The following is a 25,918-nucleotide window of genomic DNA, read 5'->3' as shown; positions in this document are numbered from 1 at the left end:
TGATCCGCTATCGCTAAAATGGTTTCCGTCGAGTCGATCCGCCCCCATATGCAGGGACAATGTCGTCCCGTGCCCGTGTCCTGATCCTCAACGCCGCTCTCGGGCCGCTCGATTACCGCGTGCCCGCCGGCACGACGGTCGAGCCCGGGTCGATCGTCGTCGTCCCGCTCGGCCCGCGTCAGCTGCTCGGCGTCGTCTGGGAGGCGGAACGGATGCCGTCCGATGCGGAGGTCGGCGACAACCGGTTGCGCAACCTGCTCGCGGTTGCCGATGTCCCGCCGCTCGGTGCGCCGCTGCGCCGGCTGATCGAATGGACCGCGGACTATTATCTCGCCCCGCCCGCGTCGGTACTGCGGATGTCGCTCGCATCGACCTCCGCACTGGAGGGCGCGCGCACCGCGGTCGAGTACCGCGCGACGGGCACGATCCCGCCGAGGCTGACGCCGCAACGGGAGCAGGCGCTCGAGCGTATCGCCGACCGCCAGGGCCTGATCCGCGAGCTCGCGACCGCCGCCGACGTCAGCGACGCGGTGATCCGCGGGCTCGTCAAGGTCGGTGCGCTCGAAGCGGTCGAGGTCGCGATCGACAGCCCCTACCCCGTGCCCGATCCGTCGCATCATCAACCCGTGCTCTCGACCGACCAGCAGCGCGCGGCCGACGCGCTGACCGCCGGGGTCGCGGCGCATGCGTTCCAGCCGATCCTGCTCGACGGGGTCACCGGCTCGGGCAAGACCGAGGTCTATTTCGAGGCGGTCGCACAGGCGATCCGCGACGGCCGCCAGACGCTCGTCCTGCTCCCCGAGATCGCGCTGACCGAACCGTTCCTCAAGCGGTTCCACGACCGCTTCGGATGCGAACCGGTCGCGTGGCATTCGGGACTGCGCTCGAGCCAGCGCCGTCGGGCCTGGCGCGCGATCGCCAGCGGCGAGGCGCTGGTGACGGTCGGCGCGCGCTCCGCGCTGTTCCTCCCCTACCGCGACCTCGGGCTGATCGTCGTCGACGAAGCGCACGAGACGAGCTTCAAGCAGGAAGAGGGCGTGCATTATCACGCGCGCGACGTCGCGGTGATGCGCGGCAAGTTCGAATCCTGCCCGGTCATCCTGGCCTCCGCGACCCCCGCGATCGAGACGCGGCAACAAGTTGCAACTGGCCGCTATACCGAACTCAAACTGCCCGGCCGGTTCGGCGTCGCGGAAATGCCGACGATCGAACCGATCGACCTCATCAAGGAGCCACCGGAACGCGGCCGCTGGCTCGCGCCCCGCCTCGTCCAGGCGATCCAGGCGACGCTCGACAGGCGCGAACAGTCGCTGCTCTTCCTTAATCGCCGCGGCTATGCACCGCTGACATTGTGCCGGACGTGCGGGCACCGGTTCCAGTGCCCGAACTGCACCGCGTGGATGGTCGAGCACCGGCTGACGCGGCGCCTCGCCTGCCATCATTGCGGCCATATCGAACCGACGCCGCGAGTCTGCCCCGAATGCCAGGGCGAGGATACGCTGGTCGCCTGCGGTCCCGGCGTCGAGCGCATCGCGGACGAGGTCACCGCGCTGTTCCCCGAGGCGAAGACCGCGGTCGTGACCTCGGACACGATCTGGTCGCCTGCCAAGGCCGCCGAGTTCGTCGGGCGGATGGAGGCGGGCGACATCGACATCGTCGTCGGCACGCAGCTCGTCACCAAGGGGTATCATTTCCCCAATCTCACGCTGGTCGGCGTCGTCGATGCGGATCTCGGGCTCGACGGCGGCGATCTCCGCGCGGCGGAACGGACGTTCCAGCAGATCCGGCAGGTCTCGGGTCGCGCCGGACGCGGCGAGAAGCCCGGGCACGTCTTCATTCAGACGCACAGTCCCGCGGCGCAGGTGATGCAGGCGCTGATCACCGGCGACGCCGACGCGTTCTATGAGGCTGAGACCGACGCGCGCAAGGACGCGGGCGCCCCCCCCTTCGGCCGATACGCGGCGATCGTCGTATCGTCCGAGGACCAGGCATGCGCGCATGACACGGCAAGGCTCGTCGGAAGGTCGGCACCGCAGGTCGAGGGCATGCACGTCTATGGCCCCGCGCCCGCCCCGCTCGCGATGCTGCGCGGCCGGCACCGCTACCGCCTGCTCGTCCATGCCAAGCGCGCGCTGGACGTACAGGACGTCATCCGCGCCTGGCTCGGTACGCTGGAATGGCCGTCGAAGGTGCGCGTGACGGTCGACGTCGACCCGTATAATTTCCTCTGACGGCCTGACGAAACGTCGCCTTAACGGCTGGATGCTACCGTCCCCGGCATGTCGTCCAGCCGTATCGCACCGATCCAGTGGCTCCGCGCGCTTGCCGCGACGCTCGTCCTGCTGATGCACGCGTCGGACATGATCGAGGCCGGACCGGTGCCGATGACGGGCGCGTTCGTTCCCGCAGTCCCCAACCTTGCCGCGTTCGGCGCGAGCGGGGTCGACCTGTTCTTCGTCATCAGCGGTTTCGTCATGGCGCACTGGCTGGCGACCGCGGACCACGACCCGGTGCGGTTCCTGGCGAAGCGATGGCTGCGCATCGTCCCGTTGTTCGCCTGCGTCAGCGTGATCTACATGACGATCATGCACGACCCGCTGACGCTGCCGTCGGCGGTCATGTCCTTCACAGTGTTCCCCGTTCTCGACGGCGGCGGCTATCACCTGCCCGCGCTCTATCCCGGGTGGACGCTGGCATTCGAATTCGCCTTCTACGCGGTCGTCGCCGTCGCGATGCGCGTACGTCGGCGCCGCGTCGAACACCTGCTCGCATTGACCGTCGCCGTCGCGCTAGCGGGAAGCGTGATCCACCCCGGCTGGGCGCCGCTGCGCGTGTTGCTCAACCCGTTGCTGCTCGAATTCGCGCTGGGCGTGGCGGTCTGGATGGCGTGGCGCCGCGGGATCAGTGCGCGGATCGCCGCCCCCGCGCTGGTGACCGGCATCGCGTTGCTCGCGATCGGGATCGCGTTCGGACTGGGGGTCACGCTGCCGCTGCAGGTCAATCTCGCGGTGGCGGGGGAAACGGGGTTCGCGCGGACATGGACCTGGGGGGTGCCGTGGGCACTGGTGGTGGTGGGTGTGATCGACGCCACCGCGCGCGGGCCGTTCGAGCGGATGGTCGCGCGTATCGGCGACGCGTCCTATTCGACCTACCTCACGCACCCGTGCCTGATCGCGATTCTGTGGAAGCTCGGACAGGATGTTCCGCCCGTCTCACCCTATCCGTTTGCCGCGGCGTTCATCGCCGCGTCGACGATGCTGGGACTGATCGTCCATCGCTGGGTTGAGCGCCCGCTGCTGGCCCGGCTGACGCGCGGACGGCGAGTGCCGGCCAGCCAGGGCGCGGCATTCGCCTGATCGGCTTATTCGCTGGCGTGCTCGGCGAGTACGGTCAGGCCCTTGGCGTTGACCTCGGCGAACCCGCCCTGGATCGCGATCGTCTCGGGCGTGCCGTTTTCCGTGCGGTACACCTGAAGGCCACCGTCGCGGACCGTCGACATGAACGGCGCATGGCCTTCGAGAACACCGAAATCGCCTTCGGTGCCGGGAACGACGACCATGTAGACCTCTTCCGACCGGACGAGCTTTTCTGGCGTGACGAGTTCGAAATGCAGCATCTTGTTCGCCTTCTCCCTCTCCCCGTCGGGGAGTTTGGGGTCGGCCATGCCCCCAGCATGGCCTGAAAATTACGGGGTAATTTTCACCCCAAACTGGTCGGGGTGAGGGGCAGTACCGGGCGGGGGCGCTCGTGGCGGCCCCTCACCCCAACCCTCTCCCCAGAGGGGAGAGGGAGCAGAAGAAGCTTACGCTTCCGCGGCCATCTTCTCGGCCTTGGCAACGGCTTCGTCGATGCCGCCGACCATGTAGAACGCACTCTCGGGCAGGTGATCATATTCGCCCTCGACGACCGCCTTGAAAGAGCGGACGGTGTCCTCGAGCTGGACGAACTTGCCGCTGATGCCAGTGAAGACCTCGGCGACGTGGAACGGCTGGCTCAGGAACTTCTGGATCTTCCGCGCACGCTGGACGGTGAGCTTATCCTCTTCGGACAGTTCGTCCATGCCGAGAATCGCGATGATGTCCTGCAGCGACTTGTACTTCTGCAGCGTCGACTGGACCGCACGCGCGGTGTCGTAATGCTCCTGGCCGACGACGCGCGGCTCGAGCAGACGCGAGGTCGAATCGAGCGGATCGACCGCCGGGTAGATGCCCAGCTCGGAGATCGCACGGTTGAGGTTGGTCGTCGCATCGAGATGCGCGAACGACGTCGCAGGCGCCGGATCGGTAAGATCGTCCGCGGGAACGTACACGGCCTGCACCGAGGTGATCGACCCCTTGTTGGTCGACGTGATGCGCTCCTGCAGCGCGCCCATGTCGGTCGACAGCGTCGGCTGATAGCCCACCGCCGACGGAATACGGCCGAGCAGTGCCGACACCTCTGCGCCCGCCTGCGTGAAGCGGAAGATGTTGTCGACGAAGAACAGCACGTCCTGGCCTTCGACGTCGCGGAAATATTCGGCGATCGTCAGACCCGACAGCGCGACGCGAGCGCGTGCGCCTGGCGGCTCGTTCATCTGGCCGAATACGAGCGCGACCTTCGAGCCTTCCGACTGCGGATTGCCGTCGGCATCCTTGGCGATGACGCCCGCGTCGAGGAACTCGTGGTACAGATCGTTACCCTCGCGGGTACGCTCGCCGACGCCCGCGAACACCGAGGTGCCCCCGTGGCCCTTGGCGATGTTGTTGATCAGCTCCTGGATCAGCACGGTCTTGCCGACGCCGGCGCCGCCGAACAGGCCGATCTTGCCGCCCTTTGCGTACGGTGCGAGCAGATCGATGACCTTGATGCCCGTGACCAGGATCGCGCTCTCGGTCGACTGGTCGACGAACAGCGGGGCCGAGGCATGGATCGGTGCGGTCGTCTCTGCGCCGACGGGGCCACGTTCGTCGATCGGCTCGCCGATGACGTTGAGGATGCGGCCGAGCGTCTTCGGGCCGACGGGGACGCGGATCTGCGAACCAGTGTCGGTGACGGTCTGGCCGCGGGTCAGACCCTCGGTCGCGTCCATCGCGATCGTGCGAACGGTGTTCTCGCCGAGATGCTGCGCGACCTCGAGCACGAGCCGGTTGCCGTTATTGTCGGTTTCGAGCGCCGACAGAATGGCGGGCAAATTGTCGGGGAAATGCACGTCGACGACCGCGCCGATCACCTGCGAGATGCGACCCGTGTTGTTGGTTGCTGCCTTGGGGGCGGCGATGGTCTCTGGGGCGGTTGCCATTGTCTGCTTCCTTGGGCTTACTTGAGCGCTTCGGCGCCCGAGATGATTTCGACCAGCTCGGTCGTGATCGCGGCTTGGCGGGTACGGTTATACTGGATCGAGAGGCGCGTGATCATGTCGCCCGCGTTGCGCGTGGCGTTGTCCATCGCGTTCATGCGGCTGCCCTGCTCCGACGCTGCGTTTTCGAGCAGCGCGCGGAAGATCTGGATTGCGACGTTGCGCGGCAGCAGGTCGGCGAGGATCGCTTCCTCGTCGGGCTCGTATTCGACCACGGCTTCGGCGGGGGCGTTGGGCCCACCTGCTTTTGCACCCTCGGCGCCGGGGATCGTCGAAAGCGGGATCGGGATGATCTGGATCCCGGTCGGCAGCTGGACCAGCGCGGACACAAACTTCGCGTAGAACAGGTGCGCGACGTCGAATTGACCTTCGCCGAAGCGCTTGATTAGGTCTTCCGAGATCGCCTGTGCATCGCTGAACGCGAGCTTCTTGATCCCGCCCATCTCGTGATCGGCAAGGATGTCGTTCGGGAAGAAGCGCTTGATCACGCGCCCCTTCTTGCCGGCGACATAGAATTTCACGGTTTTGCCGGCCGCGATCAGCTCGTCGGCCTTGCGGCGTGCCGCACGGACGATGTTGGTGTTGAACGCACCCGCGAGGCCACGCTCCGACGTCGCGATGACGATCAGGTGGACCTGGTCCTTGCCGGTCCCGGCCAGCAGCGGCGATGCGCCCGGCGCGATGCCGACTCGCCCCGCAAGGCTCGCCATCACCGCTTCGAGCCGCTCGGCATAGGGCCGGCCAGCGACCGCCGCGTCCTGCGCCCGGCGCAGTTTCGCAGCGGCGACCATCTTCATCGCCTTGGTGATCTTCTGCGTCGACTTCACCGAGCCGATGCGGATCTTGAGGGCCTTAAGTGATGCCATCTTCTCTTCCTGCTCCCTCTCCCCTCCGGGGAGAGGGTTGGGGTGAGGGGCTGCCACGGGGGCGGCACCTCGCGGTACTGCCCCTCACCCCGACCCTCTCCCCGCAGGGGAGAGGGAGTTTACTTATGCAAACGTCTTGGCGAACGCCTCGAGCGCTGCCTTCAGCTTGTCCTTCGCCTCGTTACCCAGATCGCGGGTATCGCGGATCAGCTTCAGCACATCGGCGTGGTTCGCGCGCATGTCGGCCAGCAGCGCCTGCTCGTAACGGGTCACGTCGGCGACGGGCACCTTGTCGAGATAGCCGCTGGTGCCGGCGAAGATCGACACGGTCTGCTCTTCGAACGGCAGCGGCGAGAACTGGGCCTGCTTGAGCAGCTCGGTCAGGCGCGCACCGCGGTTGAGCAGCTTCTGCGTCGACGCATCGAGATCCGACCCGAACTGCGCGAACGCCGCCATCTCGCGATACTGCGCGAGCTCGAGCTTGATCGAGCCCGACACCTTCTTCATCGCCTTGGTTTGTGCGGCCGAGCCGACGCGGCTGACCGAGAGACCGACGTTGATCGCCGGGCGGACGCCCGAGAAGAACAGGTCGGTTTCGAGGAAGATCTGGCCGTCGGTGATCGAAATCACGTTGGTCGGGATGTACGCCGAAACGTCGCCCGCCTGAGTCTCGATGATCGGCAGCGCGGTCAGCGAGCCGCCGCCGTTCGCGTCCGACATCTTCGCCGCACGCTCGAGCAGACGGCTGTGGAGATAGAACACGTCGCCGGGATAGGCTTCACGGCCGGGAGGACGACGCAGCAGCAGCGACATCTGGCGGTAGGCGACGGCCTGCTTCGACAGATCGTCGTAGCAGATCAGCGCGTGCATGCCGCGATCGCGGAAATACTCGCCCATCGCGACGCCGGTGTAGGGCGCGAGATACTGGAGCGGTGCGGGATCCGACGCGGTGGCGGCGACGACGATGGAATATTCCATCGCGCCATTCTCTTCGAGCGTCTTGACGAGCTGCGCCACGGTCGAGCGCTTCTGGCCGATCGCGACATAGACGCAATACAGCTTCTTCGACTCGTCGTCGCCGGCATTCGCGGTCTTCTGGTTGATGAACGCGTCGATCGCGACGGCCGACTTGCCGGTCTGGCGATCGCCGATGATCAGCTCGCGCTGGCCACGGCCGACGGGGACGAGCGCGTCGATCGCCTTGAGACCGGTCTGGACCGGCTCGCTGACCGACTGGCGCGGGATGATGCCCGGTGCCTTGACCTCGACGCGGCTGCGCTCGGTCGTGTGGATCGGGCCCTTGCCGTCGATCGGGTTGCCGAGGCCATCGACCACGCGGCCGAGCAGCTCCTTGCCGATCGGCACATCGACGATCGTGCCGGTGCGCTTGACGATATCGCCTTCCTTGATCTCCGAGTCCGACCCGAAGATCACGACGCCGACATTATCGGCCTCGAGGTTGAGCGCCATGCCCTGCACGCCGTTCGAGAATTCGACCATCTCGCCGGCCTGGACGTTGTCGAGGCCGAAGATGCGCGCGATGCCGTCGCCGACGCTCAGCACCTGGCCGGTCTCGCTGACCTGGGCCTCGGTGCCGAAATTGGCGATCTGATCCTTGATGATCTTCGAGATTTCTGCGGCGCGGATATCCATTAGCTTAGCCCTTCATCGCGTGCGCGAGAGTGTTGAGACGCGTCTTGATCGACGAATCGATCATCTGGCTGCCGACGCGGACGACGAGTCCACCCAGCAACGATGGGTCGACGCTGAGGTCGACGGAAACTTCACGGCCGACGCGCTGGCGGAGCTGCTGCTTCAGCTCGATCACCTGTTCGTCGGTCAGCGGGTGCGCGGAGGTCACCTCGGCAGCGATCTCGCCGCGATGCTGCGCGGCAAGCGCGCGGAACGCCTTGATGATCTTGGGCAGCGCGCCCAGCCGGTGGTTCTCAGCGAGAACGCCGAGGAAGCTCTTGGTGGTCGCATCGACGCCGAGTTCGTCGGCGACCGCGGAGACCGCCTTCACCGCCGCGCCGCGCGACACCATCGGGCTGATCGTCAGAGTACGGAAGTCCTCCGACTGCGCCAGTGCGTCACGCACGCGCGACAGGCTCGACTCGACTGCGTCGATCGTCTTCGCGTCACGTGCGAGTTCGAACAGGGCCAGCGCATAACGCCCGCCTAAGCTCGCCTGAATACCGCCGGATGTCTCCACGGACCTGTCAATCCTCGCCTGAAACCGAAAATGTTGCTGTCCCATGGGGGAAGAGGGCGCGAAAGCACCTCTCATGGGACGCGGCGCGGGTAGCATCGGGTTCGCGGATTGGCAACCCGGCCGGAGGGTTGCCGCGGTCGGTTTGTGACTGTTTTGTCATTGATAGATGGCTGGACGGCCCCACCTCACCCTCCCCGTCATCCCCGCGCAGGCGGGGATCCATAGCCTTCGGACCCGGCGCTTTCATCGCACGGCCTGCCACTATGGGGTCCCGCCTCCGCGGGAATGACGGTATTGGGCGGGCGTTACGACCAACCGACGAGGACTCGAGAATGACCGGCACGATGGAAAGCATGACCATGTCCGACGGCGCGACCATCGCGGTCTATCACGCGCAGCCGGCAGGCGAACGACGCGGCGGGCTAGTCCTCGTGCAGGAGATCTTCGGCGTCACCGACCATATCCGCGACCTGTGCGACGAATACGCCGCCGACGGCTATGAGGTGCTCGCGCCCGCGCTGTTCGACCGCGAGCATCCGGGGTTCGAGGCGGACTATTCGGGTGACGGCCTTGCGCGCGGGATCGAGCTCGCGCGGCAGCTTCATCCCTTCGACCTGTCGCTGAAAGACGTCCAGACATGCATCGACTCGCTTGCCCCCGCCGGGCCGGTGTTCGTCGTCGGCTATTGCTATGGCGGGTCGGTCGCGTGGTTCGCCGCGACGCGGCTCACCGGCGTCGCCGCCGCGAGCGGCTATTATGGCAGCATGATCCCCGCCGCAGCCGATGAGGAACCCAAGGTGCCGGTGATCCTGCACTTCGGTCGCCACGACCACGGCATCCCGATGGAGGGCGTCGAGCAGGTCATCGCCAAGGACTGGCCGAACGCGACGGTCTACGTCTACGAGGCCGGCCATGGCTTCAACTCGGATCGGCGCAAGGATTATCACGAGCCGAGCGCGGATCTGGCCAGGCAGCGTACGCTCGACCTGTTCCGCGCGCATGGCGGCTGATCGGCGACTTTGACAGCAAGCAGTGGGATGGGGTGCGGCTCGGGATCGGCTATCATCCCGACATGACCCACCCCCCTGCCCCCGATCTCGCGGCCAGTACCGGCCCCGGCCCCGGTCCGATCGCCACCGGCATCGACGCGGACGCCGCCTGGGCCGCATTCGAGGCGCGCGATCGATCCGCCGATGGCCGCTTCGTCGTCGCAGTCGCCACGACGGGCATCTATTGCAAGCCGAGCTGCCCGGCGCGCCATCCCAACCGCATTAATGTCAGCTTCTACCCTGACGCGGAAACCGCGCGCGCCGCGGGGTTTCGCGCGTGCCTGCGTTGCACCCCCGATTCGCTTGGCCGGGACCGGATCGCGGTGGCGCAGGCGATTGCCGCGATCGAGGCGTGCGACGAGACGATCCCGCTCGATGCGCTTGCCCGGACGGTCGGCTATGCGCCGCATCATTTCCACCGGCTCTTCCGCCGCGCGACCGGCGTCACCCCGGCCGCCTATGCCCGCGGCCTGCGAAGCGCCCGCGCCGCCGACGCGCTGAGCCGCGAGACGCGTGTCACCGATGCGATCTACGACGCGGGCTATGCGGCCCCCAGCCGGTTCTACGCCGATGCGGGCGCGCGACTCGGCATGCCGCCCAGCGTCTGGAGCCGCGGCGGCCGCGGGGTGACGATCCGCTGGACGATCGCTCCGACCAGCCTCGGCCCGCTCCTGATCGCTGCGACCGAGACGGGGTTGTGCCGCGTCGCGTTCGACGAGGATGCGGGCGCGCTCGCGACGCGCTTCCCGAACGCGACGATCCTGCCCGGCGATACCGCGCTCACCGCGCTTGCCGCGCGCGTCGTCGCCAGCGTCGAATCACCCGATCGCCACCACGACCTTCCGCTCGACGTTCGCGGCACCGCGTTTCAGGAGGCGGTCTGGCAGGCGCTCGCGCGTATCCCCGCGGGCGAAACCCGCACCTACACGCAGCTTGCAGCGACCGCCGGCAACCCGGCCGCAGTCCGCGCGGCGGGCAGTGCATGCGGCGCCAACCCCGTCGCGATCCTCATCCCCTGCCACCGGGCGCAGCGTAGCGACGGCACGCTTGGCGGCTATGCCTATGGACTCGACCGCAAACGCGCGCTGCTGGCAAAGGAGATCGGCGCCGACGCTCGCTCCCCGACAGCGTCATCCTGACGTCGGTCGCGACCCCGCGCGTGTCGAACCGCCCCCGCCCGGTCTCCGGCTAATCGCCCGTCGGCGCTCCCGTCGCGGGTGGCGCCGCGGCGGCAGTCTCGCCCTGTGCCTTGGTCAGCGCGAGCATCGCCGCCGGCCCCGTGACGCCGCTGTCGAGGATTGCGATCAGCCGCGCGGCGGGATTGTCCGCAGACCGGTGCGGGTCGAACGCCAGCGGACGCAACGCGCGCTTCGCGACGTCGGCGCGCCCGTCGAGGATCGCCTGCGCCGCCACCGTGAACCGCAGCGAGGGATCCTGCGGTACGAGCTCGAGCGCACGGCCGATCCCCGCGATCGCGGCGTCGCTGGGCTTTTCCCCCGCCATGGCGAAGCTGTCGTAATAGAGCGATAGCGCCTCGGCATCGTCCGGCGACTGGCGGTTGGCCTTGACGATCCAGCGCCGTGCCACGCTCCAAATCTTGGCGTCGGTCGACTTCGCGATCGCGGCGCGGCGCAGCAACACCTGCGCCTTGTACAGCATCGCCTGGCGCGACGCCGGATTCGCGGCAAACGCGCGGTCCGCCGCAGCCTCCGCCGCATCGTCATACCCGGCATCATAGGCCATCTCCGCCAACCAGCCCTGCGCAAGCGCATCGTCGGGATAGGCGGCCGCGATCTTGGCGGCGCGCGCGAAGATCGGCGCTGCGGTGGCACGATCGACGCCACGCTCGGATCGCATCCGCAGCTCGACCATCGCCTCGGCACCCGGCGACAGCGTCGTCGCGACGACCCCCGCGACGGGCAGCTTGTCATAGGGGATGCGCAGGCCCGGGATCCGCGGCTGACGCAGATAGGTATCCAGCGCCTTGTCGAGCGCGCGGAGGTCGCCGAACGCCGCGGTTGCCGCGGCGATGCTCGGCGTTCCGGCGTTGAGCGCCACCAGGTACTGCGACAGCTGTTTTCCGCGGACCGGGTCGAACATCAGATAGTGCGTGAGCAGCCATCCCCGCGCGTACATCACGTCGCGCTGATCCACGGTCAGCTGCTGCCCGGTCGCGAACAACGTCGCCGCCGGAAGCGGCTTCGCGGACAGCAGGCCGTATGCGCGGTGCTGTGCGGCACCGCCGAGCTGGACAAACGCCCTTTCGAACGCGGTGGTCGAGACGAACTCGGCATAGCCTTCGGAGAACCACGCGGGATAGGCGGCGGCGTAATTGCCCAGCAGGAAATGATGCGCATATTCGTGGAACAGGACGATCTGCGGCATCCCGCCGACGTCGCCGATGCGCGGTGTGAAGGCGACCGATCCACTCGCGCGCGGCAGATAGAAGCCCGCGATATTGCGGTTGCCCGACAATTTGCGGACCGCGGCGATGTCGTTCGCGACATAGAGGGTGACGCGGTTCGCCCCCTTCGCGCCGGTCCCCGCATCGGTATGATGCAGAAAGCGCATCGCCCCGTCGAACTGCTCGAGCCGGGTCGCCATCTTCTCCAGCGCGGCGGGCGGCATCTCGGCATAGATCTCGAAATGGTCGGACGTTGCGCGCGCCCATTTCGCCGATGCCGGCGCGCCCAACCCCGCGACCAGCATGACGCCGAACGCCACGCCGTTCCGCATTCCGGCCCACGCTCCGCATGGCACCCCGTATCGCCGCATCATCATTCCCCCTCGAAGGGGCTATCCTGCCATGCGGGGCGACGCTTGCCGAGCCTCGAAACGCTGGTTCTGGATCAATCGGCGGGCGCGCAGCTGTAGACGAGCTTTTCGTTCGGCAAAGGCGGCAACGTTGCGCGGACCGCGGACTGCTGGCCGACCAGCCGCGTGATCGCCGCCGGATCGGTCGTGCACTGCCCCGGCGTCTCGCCCCGTGCCGCCCGCGCCGCCGCCATCCCCGATCCCGACATCAGATAGCGTGTGTTGGCATAGGTGCGCGTCAGCGGGTCGAACGACAGCAGCGACACCGTCTGCTCGGTCTCGGGCACCAGCACGCGCTCCCACCGGCCATTGCCCGCGACATATTGCGTCTTGCCGTTCACGCAGCCGCCCGCCCCCCAGAGGATCGGCACGTCGTCGCTCGACGAGATCGTGATCCGGCTCCGCTCGGGGATCAGCCTGCACATCAGCTTGCCGAGTGCCTTGTCCTCGACCACCGGGACGGACCGTCCAGCGGTCAAGGCCGCCCGTCCGGCCGGGGCTGCGGGCAGATCGACCGCCCCCGATGGCCTCAGCACGAACACGACGACCGCCGCGACCACCGCGACGCCGCCGCCCGCCACCGTCCAGATCGCCGCCTGCCGCCGGCCACGCGATTCGAGCAGTCCCGCAGTGCCGATCCCCAGCGCCCCCGCGACCAGCAGCAGGCCTGCGATCGCCATGACGTTCTCGCGCATGTGCTCGGCTTCGATCCGCGCCTGTTCAAGCGTCCGCTCGCGCGACAGCGCTGCCTGCGAAGCCGCATCGCGCCGCGCCGCCGCCGCATCGGTCGCCGCGCGGACCTCGGCATCGCTGTCCTGCCGCAAACGGTCCTCGATCGAGGTGCACGCAGTGCCGACCGCGGCATAGGGCTGCTTCGCCTCGCGCAGGAACGCGGCGAGCTCGGTATCCGCGATCGCGAACCCGAACGTCGAATCGCCCTCCTCGCCGCGCGTGATCGCCGAATTGACGCCGATCACGCGTCCGCACCGGTCGAGCAGCGGCCCGCCCGAATTGCCGCGCGCGATGCTCGCGGTATGCAACAGCACCTCGATGTCGCCGAGCGTGCGTCGCCCGGAGAACACGCCCTCCGACCGGACCGGGCTGGTCGGGCGAATATAGTCCGCGGCCGATCGCGCGGTCGCCAGGTCGACATTGCCGGGGAATCCCAGCGATACCACCGCCCCGCCCTCGTCGATCGGTCCGGTGTACAGCGCGCTCGGTGGCAGCCGGGCACCGGTGAACTCGATCAAGGCGAGGTCGCGCTGCGCGTCATAGGCAATGACCTTGCCCTGATAGGATTTGTCGCCCTCGGTCGGCACCACGCCGACGACGACGTTGTCGGGGTATCGCTCGGCAAGGTCGACGACATGCGCGTTGGTGACGATCCGGTTGGGTGCGACGGCAAAGCCGCTGCCATGTCCGAACCCCACCACCTGATCGTCGACGACGGCGATCGTCACGACGCGCACGACGCCGCGACCCGCCGCGGCGATATCGTCGGCTCTGGCGGGGGCGGCGGTCAGGCCGATGGCGGCCAGCGCCATCAGAGGGATGACGAGCAGGGTGAACAGGCGTCTCAGCATGCCCCCTCCTTATCCGTCCCGGCGCCGTCAAAGAACCCGTTTCGGGCCGAGCGGCGGCCGCCTTGGATTGGTTAGCTAAATCTCAAGGCTTCGACCCTAGTCCGGCGTTAACGATCAAGGATTTGTGCATGAGCGCGTTCGGGCGTCGCAGTGGAATAAGTGGTGGAACGGCGGTCCGGCCGGCCTTTGGCGTCGCGCGGCCGATGCAGGGCGGTGGCCCCGCCCCCCGCGTCGAATCGGATGCCGGCAGCCAGTTTCCGCCGCTCGAATCGCTGCCGATGCCCGGCGAGACCGAAGGCAGCGTCCCGCTTGCGCAGGTCGATGCAATGCAGCGACTTGCCGACCGCCAGGCGGCGTCGGGCGATGCCGGCGCGAGCAAGGTCGAGGGCTTCGAACAGTCGATCCACAAGATCAAGGAACAGGTGCTTCCCCGCCTGCTCGAACGCGTCGATCCCGAGGCCGCGGCGACGCTCGGCAAGGACGAGCTCGCCGAGGAATTCCGCCCGATCATCGGCGAAGTGCTCGCCGAGCTCAAGCTGACGCTCAACCGCCGCGAACAGTTCGCGCTCGAAAAGGTGCTCGTCGACGAGCTGCTCGGGCTCGGGCCGCTCGAGGAATTGCTGGCGGATCCGAACATCACCGACATCATGGTGAACGGCCCCGAACAGACCTATGTCGAGCGCAAGGGCAAGCTCGAGCTCGCCCCCATCCAGTTCCGCGACGAGGAGCATCTGTTCCAGATCGCGCAGCGGATCGTCAATTCGGTCGGCCGCCGCGTCGATCAGACCACGCCGCTCGCCGACGCCCGCTTGAAGGACGGCAGCCGCGTCAACGTGATCGTGCCGCCGCTCAGCTTGCGCGGCACCGCGATCTCGATCCGTAAGTTTTCCGCCAAACCCATCACACTCGACATGATGGCAGGGTTCGGCAGCATGAGCCCCAAGATGGCGACCGCGCTGAAGATCGCGGGCGCGTCGCGGTTTAACGTCGTGATCTCTGGCGGTACGGGTTCGGGCAAGACGACGATGCTCAACGCGCTGTCGAAGATGATCGACCCGGGCGAGCGCGTGCTGACGATCGAGGATGCCGCCGAGCTTCGCCTGCAACAGCCGCACTGGCTGCCGCTCGAGACGCGCCCCGCCAATCTCGAGGGTCAGGGCGAGATCAGCATCCGCGATCTCGTCAAGAACGCGCTGCGTATGCGCCCGGACCGGATCATCCTCGGCGAAATTCGTGGCTCCGAGTGTTTCGACATGCTCGCGGCCATGAACACGGGCCACGACGGATCGATGTGTACGCTCCACGCCAACTCCCCGCGCGAGGCGCTCGCGCGTATGGAGAACATGGTGATGATGTCGGACATCAAGGTGCCGAAGGAGGCGATTTCGCGCCAGATCGCCGATTCGGTCGAGCTGATCATCCAGGTGAAGCGCCTGCGCGACGGATCTCGTAGGGTCACCAACATCACCGAAGTGATCGGCATGGAGGGCCCGGTGATCGTCACGCAGGAGCTGTTCAAGTTCGAATATCTCGACGAGAGCGCCGACGGCAAGATCCTCGGCGAATACCGCTCGATGGGCCTGCGCCCCTACACGCTCGACAAGGCCAAGCAGTTCGGCTTCGACCAAGCGTATCTCGAGGCGTGCCTCTAGTCTCGCCTCCCCCGGTGTCGCACGGCGAGCCGGAGCGGGACCGCCGCGGGTTGTAAGGCGTGGCGGACCCGCTAGGGCCAATGCCACATGCGTCTCCGTTTCCTCGCCATCGTCCCGCTGCTCGCGGCCCCGACCCTATCGGTGCACGAGCCGGCCGCGAGCGCTGCGCCGGCTGCGGACACGTCGCCCGCGTCGCGCGATCAGGGTGTCGCGCGGCTGGCGCCCGACGCCGAGGCGCGCTGGGTGCCGTTCGACCTGACACCCGGCAACCAGATCCGCTTCACGATGCAGATCGACGGCCGGAGCGTCACCGCGATCCTCGATACAGGCGTGAGCTTTACCCTGCTGGCGAAGACCTCGCCCGCGGTCGTCCGCGCCAAGCTGAAGGCGGGCGGCCAGGCGACCGCGATCGGTGGTTCGGTCGCGCTGCAATGGATGCCCACCCGCACGATCACGCTCGGCGGACTGACACGGACCGGCGGCGGCGTCAGCGTCGCCGAATTGCCAGCTCTCGCGACCGGCAGCGCGAGCGCGGTCGACCTGCTCGTCGGGCGCGACCTGCTCGCGGCACACGCGCTCGACATCGATTATGCGACGCACCGCTTCCGCCTGATCCCGTCGGGCCGCCTGCCCTTTGCCGGCGAGACCGCGCCGCTCGGCGTGTCGACCGACCGCCGCGTCTATGAAAGCGCGATCCGGCTCGGCACGCGCACGCTCGCGCCGATGGTGGTCGATACCGGCGACGGATCCGCGATCACCGTCACCGCCGCAGGCTGGCGCCGCGCCGCGCCGCCCGGGCTGCGCACCACCACCGCGATCGCATTCGGCCTCGGCGGCGCGGTCGTCAGCGGGCTCGCCATCGCCCCCGAAATCCGCGTGGGTACGCTCGTCGCGCGCGAGACCGAGGTGCGGATCGAACCCGAAAACGGCTTTTCGCAATCGATCGGCACCGCCGGCCGCATCGGCTCGGGCTTTCTCCAGCATTACCGCGTGCTGCTCGACCCGCTTGCCGGACGGATGGTGTTCAAGCGCACCACCGTCGCCGACCCGCTACCGCTTCGCTCGACCAGCGGCCTGCTGATGGGCGTCGAGAGCGACCGATTGAAGGTCCTGCACGTGATGCGCGGCGGTCCGGCCGAGGCGGACGGGTGGAAGGTCGGCGACCAGATCTGCACGATCGACGGCGTGGCGATCCCGCGCGATTATCCCACCAGTCCGATCGCGACCTGGGCGGTACGCCCCGCGGGCAGCGCGGTCACGCTCGGCGGCTGTGACGGGACGTCGCGAATCCTGACGCTGCGGAATTTCTACTGATGACGACGCCGCGCAACCGCTGGGCGACCGCGCTCGTCCTGCTGCTCGTCGCGCTGGCGATCCGCAGCTGGGATTTCGGCAATCCCGTCATCGCGGTCGACGAGCAATATTATCTGCTCGTCGGCGACCGGATGCTTCACGGCGCGGTGCCGTTTATCGACATCTGGGACCGCAAGCCGATCGGGCTGTTCCTGCTGTTCGCCGGCATGCGCCTGCTGCCCGGCGACGGCGTCCTCGCCTATCAGCTGGTCGCGACCGTCTTTGCCTGGGCGACCGCGGTCATCGTCCACCGCGGCGCGCGGATCGTCGGCGCGGATCATCGCGGTGCGCTCGCCGCCGGCGCCGCCTATCTCGCCGGGCTGTCGCTGCTGAGCGGCGGTGGCGGCCAGTCGCCGGTCTTCTACAATCTGCCCATCGCGTTCGCGGCGCTGCTGACGCTGCAGCTGCCCGTGAAGGCGGCCGCCGGCGATCGGCGCGGCATCGTGCTGAGCAGCGTGGTCGCCTGCCTGCTCGCGGGAATCGCAATCCAGATGAAGTACACGCCGGCGTTCGAAGGCGCGTTCTTCGGGCTCGCGCATCTCTGGTACCTGCGCAAGGCGGGCGCCTCGCTGCCCGTGACCGGTGCCGCCGCGCTGGCCTTCGCCGCGACCGGCCTGGCGCCGACGCTCGCTGCGCTCGTCTGGTACGCCGCGCACGGCTGGCTGGACGCGTTCTGGTTTGCGAACTTCGCCTCGATCCTGTTGCGGCCGGGCTATCCGCTGGAGCAAGTCGTCATGCGGCTGCTCGGCATCACCGCACAGCTGCTGCCGCTGCTCGCGGCGGCGGTGCTCGCCTGGCGCGATCGCCCGCGCGCGGGCATCGACGGACAGACCCGGCTGATCGCTTTTGGCTGGCTGATCGCGGCGGCGCTGGGGTTCTTTGCGATCGGCACGTTCTTCGACCATTACAGCCTGCCGCTGGTCGCGCCGCTCGCGATCGCCGCCGCGCCGACCCTGTCGCGCTACGGCAGGATGCTGGCGCTCGCGCTGGTCGTGCCGTTCGGCATCCTCCTCGTCGAGCGAATTGTCCGCCATGACGACGCCCCCGGCGCGCGCGCGGTCGCCCGGCTCGTCGCGGCGAACAGCGGGGGAGAATGCCCCTATGTGTTCCGCGGCGACACCGTCACCTATGTGCTGGCCAAGGTTTGCGTCCCCACCGCCTACGCGTTCCCGAATTTGCTCAGTCTGACGACCGAACAGGGCGCGACGGGGGTCGACGAAGCCGGCGAAGTCCGCCGCATCCTCGCCACCCGGCCGCCGGTGATCGTGACCTCGAACCGCCGACTGTCGATCTGGAACGTCGGCAGCCTGCGCGCGGTCAAGGCGGCACTCGCGCGCGACTACCGGCTGGTCTTCACCACGCGCCGCCTGAAGGACCGCACCGCGGTCTATCTGCGCAACGACCGCCCGCTGCGCCAGCCGACGCGCTAGCCCCGGCTTAGCGCACTCCGTCCAGCCCCGGCCCTGCATCCGCCGTCGCGCGGTAGCGCGGCGCCACGCGCGCCTTTGCCCGCTGCTCATAGGCATAGCCCGCGCCCAGCACCGCCGCGTCGCCGTACTTCGTTGCGATGAACGACAGCCCGACCGGCAGGCCGCGCACCAGCCCCATCGGCACGGTCAGGTTCGGATAGCCCGCCACCGCCGGCAACTCGCTCGCACTCGGCCCACCATATTGGTCGCCATAGACCGGCTCGCTCAGCCAGGCAGGGCCATAGGTCGGCTCGACGAGCACCGTCGCGCCAGCGCTTTTGAGCATCGCGTCGATCCCCTCCACGCCTGCCAGCCGGAGCGACTTAGCACGCGCCGCCTTGTAGGCCGGATCGCCCAGCCCCCTGGTCTTCGCCGCCGCCTCGAACGTCTCCTGCGCAAAGAACGGCATCTCGGTCGCGGCATTGGCGGTGTTAAACGCGATCACCTGATCCAGCGTCCGCGTCCGCACCGCGGCGGGCGTGGTCGCAAGATAAGTATCGAGATCGGCCTTCAGCTCGGTCTGCAGCACCAGCAGTTCCGCTTCGCCGATCCCGTCGAGCTTGGGTTGCTTCACCTCGACCAGCACCGCCCCCGCCGCCTTCAGCACGTCGAGCGCCGCCTCGTATCTGGCAGCAACGTCCGCCGTCATCTCGGGCCGGATCACACCGATCCGCAGCCCCGACAGCGCACTCGTCGACAGCCCCGCCGCATAATCGCGCTTATAGGCCTCTGCCCCCGCGGTCGCGGCATCCGCCGGATCGGGCGCGATCATCGCCGAGAACATCGTCGCCACGTCGCGCACGCTGCGCGCCATCGGCCCCGGCGTGTCCTGGCTATGGCTGATCGGCACGACATGAGTCCGGCTGACGAGCCCCAGCGTCGGCTTCAGCCCGACCAGCCCGTTGATCGACGACGGGCAGACGACCGAGCCGTCGGTCTCCGTCCCGATCGCCGCCGCCGCGAAACTGGCGGCGATCGCCGCGCCCGAGCCGCTCGACGAGCCGCAGGCGGTGCGATCGAGCGCATAGGGGTTCTTCACGAGCCCGCCGACCGCGCTCCAGCCGCTCATCGATCGCGTCGAGCGGATGTTCGCCCACTCGCTCAGGTTGGTCTTGCCGAGGATCACCGCCCCCGCCGCGCGGAGCTGCGCGACGACGGGCGCGTCGCGGCGGGTCATGTTGTCCTTCAGTGCAAGGCTGCCCGCGGTGGTCGGCATCGCATCGACGGTCTCGACATTGTCCTTGATCAGCACGGGCACGCCGTGGAGCGGCCCGCGCACGCGCCCGGCCTTGCGTTCGGCGTCGAGCGCCTTCGCCTGCGCCTCGGCATCCGGGTTGAGCGCGATCACGCTGCGGAGCGCCGGGCCCTTGCGATCCATCGCCGCGATCCGCGTGCGATAGGCGCGGACGAGATCGACGCTGCTCGCCTTGCCCGCCCGCATCATCGCCTGAAGCTGATCGATCGACTGCTCCTCGACCGCGACCGTCCTTGCGTGCACGCCCGCCGGAATCGCGGTTGCGAGCAACAGCCCCATGATAATCCTGCGCATTTCCGAATCCCCTTTTGTCGAAGCTATCGGGGTTGAAGCGTCGCGCCAAGCGGTCTGAACGATGCGCCGCACGATGCGTTACGCGTCGACAACAATCTTGGGGAAACGGCGTGCGTCTGGTGTTGAGGATCGTCGGAAGCGTGCTGCTTCTGACGGTCGTGATCGTGGCGCTGGCCGTGACGATCGTCCCGCGCTTCCTCGACCGGATCTATTACCGGGGCCCCGCCACGGGTCATTTCGACGGCGCGCGCTTCGCCAATCCGGACAACGACGCCGATACGCAGCAGATCCAGCCTGCGGGGGGCGGCCGCGCGGGCTTCTTCTGGCGCTATTTCACGGGCAGCGACGGGCGGCCGGCCTGGCCCAGTTCGGTGGCGGTGCAGCGAATCGCGCCGCCCGCGCGCGTCGAGGGCGAGCGAATGGTCGTGACGTGGGTCGGCCATGCCAGCGTGTTGATCCAGACGCAGGGGCTCAACATCCTGACCGATCCGGTGTGGGCAGAAAAGGCGGGGCCGCTCGGCACGGGCCCGCGGCGTGTCGCCGCGCCGGGGATCGCATTCGATGCGCTGCCGAAAATCGATCTCGTATTGGTCAGCCACGATCATTACGACCATCTCGACAAGGCGACGCTCGACCGTCTGTGGCAGCGCGATCGGCCGCGGATCGTCACGAGCCTTGGGAACGACAGCGTGATCGGCCAGACCGGCGCGACGGCGACCGCGCTCGATTGGGGGCAGCGCGTGGCGATCAAGCCCGGTGTCTCGGTCAGCGTCACGCGCAACCATCACTGGGGCAGCCGCTGGTTCACCGATCGCAACCGCGCCTTGTGGTCGAGCTTCGTGGTAACGCTGCCGGGCGGGAACGTGTTCTTTGCGGGCGATACCGGGATGGGTGACGGGAGGTGGCCGGTCGAGGCTGCGGCACTGGGCCCGATCCGGCTGGCGCTGATCCCGATCGGCGCGTTCCGGTTCGTCGACGGGCAGATGGAGTCGGGCAGCCATATCGGGCCGGTCGATGCGGTCGAGGTCTATCGCCGGCTGGGTGCCGCGCGGGCGATCCCGATCCACTGGGGGACGTTCCGGCTGTCGTTCGAGGGGTATGACACACCGCCCAGGCTGCTTGCGGCGGCGATGCGGTGCACCGGGCAGACCGGGTTCGCGCCGGTGGCGATCGGGCGGCCGGTGGAAGTTGGGGGATATGTGAAGCCGGTGACGGGGACGCCGATGCCGCGGGCGGCTTTGCTGAAGTGCCTTGATACGCCGGCGGTTCGGGCGCTGCGGTAGGCCGATGTATTTAGCTCAGAGAGCTTGCCGCTCCGTAGGCCGATAGAGCCACCACCCCGGCGGAGGCCGGGGCCCAGTTGGGGGCGGCTGCTGGCAGCGGACAGCGCTTGATTATTGCCACCTTTCCAACTGGGCCCCGGCCTTCGCCGGGGTGGTATATTAGGCCGGGGTGGTGACTCAGTCGGGGTGGTATCCAGGCCGGGGTGGTAATCGCCCAATCGTGCAGGCCTCTCACCCCATCTTGAACACGCAGAGCTTGTTGCCGTCGAGATCGCGGAAATAGGCGCCGTAGAAGCCCATTTCTTCGGGGCCGCGCAGGCCGGGGGCGCCTTCGTCCGCGCCGCCGAGTTCGATCGCCTTGGCATGGACCTGATCGACCTGCGCGCGTGAATCCGCGGCCAGCGCGACCATCGTGCCGTTGCCGGCGGTCGCGGCCTGGCCGTCATAGGGCTTGCCGATCACCAGCATCGGCTTGTGCGCGCCGGCGCCGTAGAAGGTCAGCATGCGATCATCGGGCATCTGCATGAGCCGCTTGCCGCCCGCCGTCGCGAGCAGCGCGTCGTAGAAGGTAAGCGCGGCGTCGATGTCGTTGGTGCCGAGCGTTGCGTAGCCGATCATGATTCTCTCCCCTTCGTATTTGAGGAGGCATATCGACCCGTTCAGCGGCGGAGACAATGCGCTCTTCCCGCCACTAAATCCGTCATCCTGGGCTCGACCCAGGATCCAGAGCCACGATGCTCGCGCTATGTGGCTCTGGATCCTGACTTTCGTCAGGATGACGGGGGGGCGTCAGGATGACGGGGAGTCGTCAGGATGACGGAGGATCAGCCGACGAAGGCGCGCTCGATCACGAACGTGCCCGGCTTCGAATTCGCGCCCTCCTCGAAGCCGTTCGCTTCGAGCATCACCGCGAATTCCTTGATCATCTCGGTCGAGCCGCACAGCATCGCGCGGTCGGTCTCGGGGTTGAGCTTCTGCTCGCCGCGGACCGGGTGGCCGAACAGCGACGCATCCTCGATCAGCGCGCCGATCCGCCGCGTGGTGCGGAACGGCTCGCGCGTCACGGTCGGGATATAGTGGAACTGCGTGCTGGCCTCGTCGGCGATCAGCGGGTCCTCGGCGAGCAGCCCGACCATCTCGTCATGATAGGCGAGATCGCTCACGCGACGCACGCTGTGCACGACGATGACCTGCTCATAGGCCGCATAGACGTCGGGATCGCGCATCAGGCTGAGGAACGGCGCGAGGCCGGTGCCGGTCGAGAACATGAAGAGGCGCTTGCCCGGGAGCAGCGCGTCGAGCACGAGCGTGCCGGTCGGCTTCTTGCCGAGATACACTTCGTCGCCCGGCTGGATCAGCTGGAGCTTCGAGGTCAGCGGGCCATCCTCGACCTTGATCGACAGGAATTCGAGCTCTTCCGAATAATGCGGCGAGGCGATCGAATAGGCGCGCATGATCGGCTTGCCGCCCTCCTGGGGGAGGCCGATCATCACGAACTCGCCCGAGCGGAAGCGGAAGCTCGACGGGCGCTCGATCGCGAAGCTAAACAGATGTTCGTTCCAGTGGCGGACCCAGAGCACCTTGGCGTTGAGGAACGCGGGGGTTTCGGGGATCAGCGCGGGCGCGCGCGTTTCGGCGACGATAGGGGCGGTCATGCGTCTTTTCCTTGGCCTGCGCGCGGGGGGCGTCGGCGGATCGATGGCTTGCGAAACGGTCGCATTATTGGCGCGCGGGGTATGGGTCAACAACAGCAAAGCTTGGGGGGACACAAAGCGCCGCCGTCACCGCAGGTTACACGACCTGCTCTTGCCGACCCCACGCCCGTCATCCTGACGAAAGTCAGGATCCAGAGCCGCAAAGGGCTGCCCCCGGGACCCTGGGTCCTGACTTTCGTCAGGATGACGGATCATACCGGGGCGAAGGCCACCGCACACGTTGCCGTCGCTCCATCTGTTCCCCATATTCCCCCTCGATGGCCATTCAGATCCGCACCAGTCTCGCCGAGCCCGAAACCGGCGACACCTTCGTCCCGCACCGTCCGACCGCACGGCCTGCCAAGGTCGAGGGCGGCAAGGCGTTCAAGCTCGTCAGCGAATACGCCCCTGCGGGCGACCAGCCGACCGCGATCGCCGAGCTGGTCTCGGCGATCGGCGAGGGCGAGAAGGACCAGGTGCTGCTCGGCGTCACCGGGTCGGGCAAGACCTTCACGATGGCGAGTGTGATCGAACGCGTGCAACGCCCCGCGCTGATCCTCGCGCCGAACAAGATCCTCGCGGCACAGCTGTACGGCGAGATGAAGTCGTTCTTCCCCGACAACGCGGTCGAATATTTCGTCAGCTATTATGATTATTACCAGCCCGAGGCGTATGTCGCGCGGTCGGACACGTATATCGAGAAGGAATCCTCGACCAACGAGTCGATCGACCGGATGCGGCATTCGGCGACTCGCGCGCTGCTCGAACGCGACGACGTGATCATCGTCGCGTCGGTATCGTGCCTGTACGGCATCGGCTCGGTCGAGACCTATTCGGCGATGATCTTCGACCTGAAGAAGGGCACGACGGTCGACCAGCGGGAGATCGTGCGCAAGCTCGTCGCGCTGCAGTACAAGCGCAACGACGCGGCGTTCCAGCGCGGCAATTTCCGCGTGAAGGGCGACACGCTCGAAATCTTCCCGTCGCATTACGAGGACAGCGCGTGGCGCATCTCGTTCTTCGGCGACGATATCGAGGAGATCACCGAGTTCGACCCGCTGACCGGCAAGAAGGTCGCGTCGCTCAACTCGGTGCGCGTCTATGCGAACTCGCATTACGTGACGCCCGGCCCGACGCTGAAACAGGCGGGCGAGGCGATCAAGCACGAGCTGGCGGAGCGGCTGAAGGAGCTGGTGCTCGAGGGCAAATTGCTCGAGGCGCAGCGTCTGGAGCAGCGGACGAACTTCGATCTGGAGATGATCGCGGCGACCGGCAGCTGCGCGGGGATCGAGAATTACAGCCGCTTCCTCACCGGCCGCATGCCGGGCGAGCCGCCCCCCACGCTGTTCGAATATCTGCCCGACAACGCGCTGCTGTTCGTCGACGAGAGCCATGTCACGATCGGCCAGATCAACGGCATGTCGCGCGGCGATCACCGCCGCAAGCTGACGCTCGCCGAATATGGCTTCCGCCTGCCGAGCGCGATCGACAACCGGCCGCTGCGGTTCAACGAATGGGACGCGATGCGCCCGCCGACCACCTATGTCTCCGCGACGCCGGGCAGCTGGGAAATGGAGCAGACCGGCGGCGTGTTCGCCGAACAGGTCATCCGCCCGACCGGGCTGATCGATCCGCCCGTCGAGATCAAGCCGGTCGAGGAGCAGGTGCAGGACCTGATCGTCGAGGTCGGGAAGACCACCGCGCTCGGCTATCGCACGCTCGTCACGACGCTGACCAAGCGGATGGCGGAGGATCTGACCGAGTATATGCACGAGGCGGGGATCAAGGTCCGCTACATGCACAGCGACGTCGAGACGCTCGAGCGGATCGAGCTGATCCGCGACCTGCGGCTCGGCGTGTACGACGTGCTGATCGGCATCAACCTGTTGCGCGAGGGATTGGACATTCCCGAATGCGGGCTGGTCGCGATCCTCGATGCGGACAAGGAGGGATTCCTGCGCTCCGAGACCTCGCTGATCCAGACGATCGGTCGCGCGGCGCGTAACGTCGACGGCCGCGTGATCCTGTATGCCGACCGCGTCACGGGCTCTATGGAGCGCGCGATGAACGAGACCGCGCGGCGTCGCGAGAAGCAGGTCGCGTACAACACCGAACACGGCATCACGCCGACGACGATCCGCCGCAACATCGGTGACATCATCGCGCATGTCGCGAGCCAGGATCAGGTGACGATCCCGATCGACGAGGATCGCCCGCACATGGTCGGCCACAATCTGCGTGCGTATATCGAGGATCTGGAAAAGCAGATGCGCAAGGCTGCGTCCGATCTCGAATTCGAGACCGCGGGGCGGCTGCGCGACGAGATCCGGCAGCTGGAGAACGAGGAGCTGGGTCTGCCCGTCGACCAGCAAAAGGCGCCGGTCATGGGCCGCTCGAACGAGGGCAAGCCGGGCACGCGGAAGACGCGCTACGGGAAGAGCCAGAAGATGCGGATGGGCGGCTCGCGCTCGCGCTGAGGCGCCCATCCGCCGCTTTCGTCACCCTGACGGAAGTCAGGGCCGAGAGCCGCCGACGCTGCGGTCAGTTACTCTGGGTCCTGACTTTCGTCAGGATGACGAAGGGGTCAGGTTAGCCGACGACGAGGTCTTCGCTGCTCGACCCGTAATAGCTGGCCACCCGGTCGGCATAGGCCTGGTCGAACACGGGTGCGTTGTTTGCCCAGCTCGGGCCGCCTTCGAGGACGCGCTTGTCGATCGTCACGACGTACAGGTCGCGGACCGCGTCGAACTGGAGCAGCGCGAACGGCAGCGGATAGAAGCTCTTGCCCATGCCGAGGAAGCCGCCGAGGCTGAGCACCGCATGCGTCGCACGGCCCGTGCCCTTGTGGACCATGAACGCATAGACCGATCCGACCGCATCGCCATCGCGGCTCTCGACCTTCATCGTCCCTGAGATATTCGCCTGAACGAGCAATTGCGTCGGCGTCTGTGCAGCAGCGGTATCGGACATCATTCTTCTCCTGATTCAGAATCTTCCGTCGCTGAACCGGTATCAGCGTGCGCCGGTTCCCACACCCTGTCCACCGCCGCGACTTGAGC

General features: G+C 67.5%; 20 protein-coding genes. 9 read left to right on the top strand and 11 right to left on the bottom strand.

Annotation, left to right across the window (positions count from 1 at the left end; translation table 11 throughout):
* Positions 1-59 precede the first annotated feature (59 nt).
* The gene (locus AC0CH3_RS00595; RefSeq protein WP_354301321.1) at positions 60-2,231 is read left to right on the top strand and encodes a primosomal protein N'; all 2,172 of its coding nucleotides are present in this window, start codon (positions 60-62) and stop codon (positions 2,229-2,231) included.
* A gap of 48 nt (positions 2,232-2,279) precedes the next feature.
* The gene (locus tag AC0CH3_RS00590) at positions 2,280-3,356 is read left to right on the top strand and encodes an acyltransferase family protein (protein ID WP_354301319.1); all 1,077 of its coding nucleotides are present in this window, start codon (positions 2,280-2,282) and stop codon (positions 3,354-3,356) included.
* 5 nt (positions 3,357-3,361) lie between these two features.
* On the opposite strand, the gene AC0CH3_RS00585 is transcribed toward AC0CH3_RS00590, so the two are convergent.
* From AC0CH3_RS00585 to AC0CH3_RS00565, 5 genes are all read right to left on the bottom strand, one after another.
* Positions 3,362-3,616 (bottom strand): ATP synthase F1 subunit epsilon, encoded by a 255-nt coding sequence (locus AC0CH3_RS00585; protein ID WP_056018797.1) that lies wholly within the window; start codon positions 3,614-3,616, stop codon positions 3,362-3,364.
* A gap of 186 nt (positions 3,617-3,802) precedes the next feature.
* Entirely contained in the window at positions 3,803-5,278 is a 1,476-nt protein-coding gene (gene atpD / locus AC0CH3_RS00580) for a F0F1 ATP synthase subunit beta (RefSeq protein ID WP_056016388.1), read from the bottom strand.
* Between the two features lie 17 nt (positions 5,279-5,295).
* Positions 5,296-6,201 carry a F0F1 ATP synthase subunit gamma gene (locus AC0CH3_RS00575; protein WP_333994636.1) on the bottom strand — a complete coding sequence of 302 codons (906 nt, stop codon included), beginning with the start codon at positions 6,199-6,201 and terminating at the stop codon, positions 5,296-5,298.
* 123 nt (positions 6,202-6,324) lie between these two features.
* On the bottom strand, positions 6,325-7,854 hold the full coding sequence (gene atpA, locus AC0CH3_RS00570; RefSeq protein ID WP_031441855.1) for a F0F1 ATP synthase subunit alpha: 1,530 nt from the start codon (positions 7,852-7,854) through the stop codon (positions 6,325-6,327).
* Between the two features lie 4 nt (positions 7,855-7,858).
* The gene (locus tag AC0CH3_RS00565; protein WP_354304469.1) at positions 7,859-8,413 is read right to left on the bottom strand and encodes a F0F1 ATP synthase subunit delta; all 555 of its coding nucleotides are present in this window, start codon (positions 8,411-8,413) and stop codon (positions 7,859-7,861) included.
* Between the two features lie 332 nt (positions 8,414-8,745).
* Here AC0CH3_RS00565 and AC0CH3_RS00560 point away from each other — a divergent pair, with 332 nt between their 5' ends.
* Positions 8,746-9,423, top strand: a complete 678-nt coding sequence (locus AC0CH3_RS00560; protein ID WP_354304467.1) for a dienelactone hydrolase family protein — start codon at positions 8,746-8,748, stop codon at positions 9,421-9,423.
* 62 nt (positions 9,424-9,485) lie between these two features.
* Positions 9,486-10,601, top strand: coding sequence for a bifunctional DNA-binding transcriptional regulator/O6-methylguanine-DNA methyltransferase Ada (ada, locus tag AC0CH3_RS00555; RefSeq protein WP_354304465.1), 1,116 nt, complete (start codon positions 9,486-9,488; stop codon positions 10,599-10,601).
* 49 nt (positions 10,602-10,650) lie between these two features.
* On the opposite strand, the gene AC0CH3_RS00550 is transcribed toward ada, so the two are convergent.
* Positions 10,651-12,198, bottom strand: a complete 1,548-nt coding sequence (locus AC0CH3_RS00550; RefSeq protein WP_354304463.1) for a tetratricopeptide repeat protein — start codon at positions 12,196-12,198, stop codon at positions 10,651-10,653.
* 113 nt (positions 12,199-12,311) lie between these two features.
* Entirely contained in the window at positions 12,312-13,859 is a 1,548-nt protein-coding gene (locus AC0CH3_RS00545; protein WP_354304461.1) for a S1C family serine protease, read from the bottom strand.
* A 128-nt stretch (positions 13,860-13,987) separates the two neighbouring features.
* Here AC0CH3_RS00545 and AC0CH3_RS00540 point away from each other — a divergent pair, with 128 nt between their 5' ends.
* The 3 genes from AC0CH3_RS00540 (at position 13,988) to AC0CH3_RS00530 (ending at position 18,294) form a co-directional block, all read left to right on the top strand.
* On the top strand, positions 13,988-15,511 hold the full coding sequence (locus AC0CH3_RS00540) for a CpaF family protein (protein ID WP_056016405.1): 1,524 nt from the start codon (positions 13,988-13,990) through the stop codon (positions 15,509-15,511).
* Between the two features lie 87 nt (positions 15,512-15,598).
* Positions 15,599-16,825, top strand: coding sequence for a hypothetical protein (locus AC0CH3_RS00535; RefSeq protein ID WP_354304459.1), 1,227 nt, complete (start codon positions 15,599-15,601; stop codon positions 16,823-16,825).
* Positions 16,825-18,294 carry a hypothetical protein gene (locus AC0CH3_RS00530; protein WP_465237456.1) on the top strand — a complete coding sequence of 490 codons (1,470 nt, stop codon included), beginning with the start codon at positions 16,825-16,827 and terminating at the stop codon, positions 18,292-18,294. Before AC0CH3_RS00535 ends, AC0CH3_RS00530 begins: the two co-directional genes overlap by 1 nt.
* A gap of 7 nt (positions 18,295-18,301) precedes the next feature.
* Here AC0CH3_RS00530 and AC0CH3_RS00525 read toward each other — a convergent pair whose 3' ends face one another.
* A complete protein-coding gene (locus AC0CH3_RS00525) occupies positions 18,302-19,882 on the bottom strand; it encodes an amidase (protein ID WP_457326118.1) in 1,581 nt (526 codons plus the stop codon).
* A gap of 119 nt (positions 19,883-20,001) precedes the next feature.
* Between AC0CH3_RS00525 and AC0CH3_RS00520 the strand changes: the two genes are divergently transcribed.
* Entirely contained in the window at positions 20,002-21,165 is a 1,164-nt protein-coding gene (locus AC0CH3_RS00520) for an MBL fold metallo-hydrolase (RefSeq protein WP_465237617.1), read from the top strand.
* 231 nt (positions 21,166-21,396) lie between these two features.
* Here AC0CH3_RS00520 and AC0CH3_RS00515 read toward each other — a convergent pair whose 3' ends face one another.
* Complete coding sequence (locus AC0CH3_RS00515) at positions 21,397-21,783, bottom strand: VOC family protein (RefSeq protein ID WP_354304455.1); 387 nt, start codon at positions 21,781-21,783, stop codon at positions 21,397-21,399.
* A gap of 206 nt (positions 21,784-21,989) precedes the next feature.
* Entirely contained in the window at positions 21,990-22,820 is an 831-nt protein-coding gene (locus AC0CH3_RS00510; RefSeq protein WP_354304453.1) for a ferredoxin--NADP reductase, read from the bottom strand.
* A gap of 317 nt (positions 22,821-23,137) precedes the next feature.
* On the opposite strand from AC0CH3_RS00510, the gene uvrB reads away from it, so the two are divergent.
* Complete coding sequence (uvrB, locus tag AC0CH3_RS00505; RefSeq protein ID WP_333994651.1) at positions 23,138-25,336, top strand: excinuclease ABC subunit UvrB; 2,199 nt, start codon at positions 23,138-23,140, stop codon at positions 25,334-25,336.
* A 112-nt stretch (positions 25,337-25,448) separates the two neighbouring features.
* Here the strand turns inward: uvrB and AC0CH3_RS00500 are convergent, their stop codons facing one another.
* Positions 25,449-25,829: a PRC-barrel domain-containing protein gene (locus AC0CH3_RS00500; RefSeq protein WP_354304451.1), complete on the bottom strand. Its 381-nt coding sequence runs from the start codon at positions 25,827-25,829 to the stop codon at positions 25,449-25,451.
* Between the last annotated feature and the right edge of the window lie 89 nt (positions 25,830-25,918).

Source organism: Sphingomonas sp. AC449, from assembly GCF_979253475.1.
The sequence above is the reverse complement of the archived record's forward strand: the minus strand, read 5'-3'. Positions and strand labels throughout refer to the sequence as shown.

Excerpts from the sequence above, each read along its gene's own strand:
- AC0CH3_RS00540 (WP_056016405.1), top strand. The coding sequence starts at position 13,988 with ATGAGCGCGTTCGGGCGTCGCAGTGGAATAAGTGGTGGAACGGCGGTC.
- uvrB (WP_333994651.1), top strand. The coding sequence starts at position 23,138 with ATGGCCATTCAGATCCGCACCAGTCTCGCCGAGCCCGAAACCGGCGAC.
- AC0CH3_RS00595 (WP_354301321.1), top strand. The coding sequence starts at position 60 with ATGTCGTCCCGTGCCCGTGTCCTGATCCTCAACGCCGCTCTCGGGCCG.
- AC0CH3_RS00530 (WP_465237456.1), top strand. The coding sequence starts at position 16,825 with ATGACGACGCCGCGCAACCGCTGGGCGACCGCGCTCGTCCTGCTGCTC.
- AC0CH3_RS00575 (WP_333994636.1), bottom strand. The coding sequence starts at position 6,201 with ATGGCATCACTTAAGGCCCTCAAGATCCGCATCGGCTCGGTGAAGTCG.
- AC0CH3_RS00510 (WP_354304453.1), bottom strand. The coding sequence starts at position 22,820 with ATGACCGCCCCTATCGTCGCCGAAACGCGCGCGCCCGCGCTGATCCCC.
- AC0CH3_RS00545 (WP_354304461.1), bottom strand. The coding sequence starts at position 13,859 with ATGCTGAGACGCCTGTTCACCCTGCTCGTCATCCCTCTGATGGCGCTG.
- AC0CH3_RS00500 (WP_354304451.1), bottom strand. The coding sequence starts at position 25,829 with ATGTCCGATACCGCTGCTGCACAGACGCCGACGCAATTGCTCGTTCAG.
- AC0CH3_RS00590 (WP_354301319.1), top strand. The coding sequence starts at position 2,280 with ATGTCGTCCAGCCGTATCGCACCGATCCAGTGGCTCCGCGCGCTTGCC.
- AC0CH3_RS00525 (WP_457326118.1), bottom strand. The coding sequence starts at position 19,882 with ATGCGCAGGATTATCATGGGGCTGTTGCTCGCAACCGCGATTCCGGCG.
- AC0CH3_RS00535 (WP_354304459.1), top strand. The coding sequence starts at position 15,599 with ATGCGTCTCCGTTTCCTCGCCATCGTCCCGCTGCTCGCGGCCCCGACC.
- atpA (WP_031441855.1), bottom strand. The coding sequence starts at position 7,854 with ATGGATATCCGCGCCGCAGAAATCTCGAAGATCATCAAGGATCAGATC.
- AC0CH3_RS00560 (WP_354304467.1), top strand. The coding sequence starts at position 8,746 with ATGACCGGCACGATGGAAAGCATGACCATGTCCGACGGCGCGACCATC.
- AC0CH3_RS00585 (WP_056018797.1), bottom strand. The coding sequence starts at position 3,616 with ATGCTGCATTTCGAACTCGTCACGCCAGAAAAGCTCGTCCGGTCGGAA.
- AC0CH3_RS00515 (WP_354304455.1), bottom strand. The coding sequence starts at position 21,783 with ATGATCGGCTACGCAACGCTCGGCACCAACGACATCGACGCCGCGCTT.
- atpD (WP_056016388.1), bottom strand. The coding sequence starts at position 5,278 with ATGGCAACCGCCCCAGAGACCATCGCCGCCCCCAAGGCAGCAACCAAC.
- ada (WP_354304465.1), top strand. The coding sequence starts at position 9,486 with ATGACCCACCCCCCTGCCCCCGATCTCGCGGCCAGTACCGGCCCCGGC.
- AC0CH3_RS00550 (WP_354304463.1), bottom strand. The coding sequence starts at position 12,198 with ATGCGGAACGGCGTGGCGTTCGGCGTCATGCTGGTCGCGGGGTTGGGC.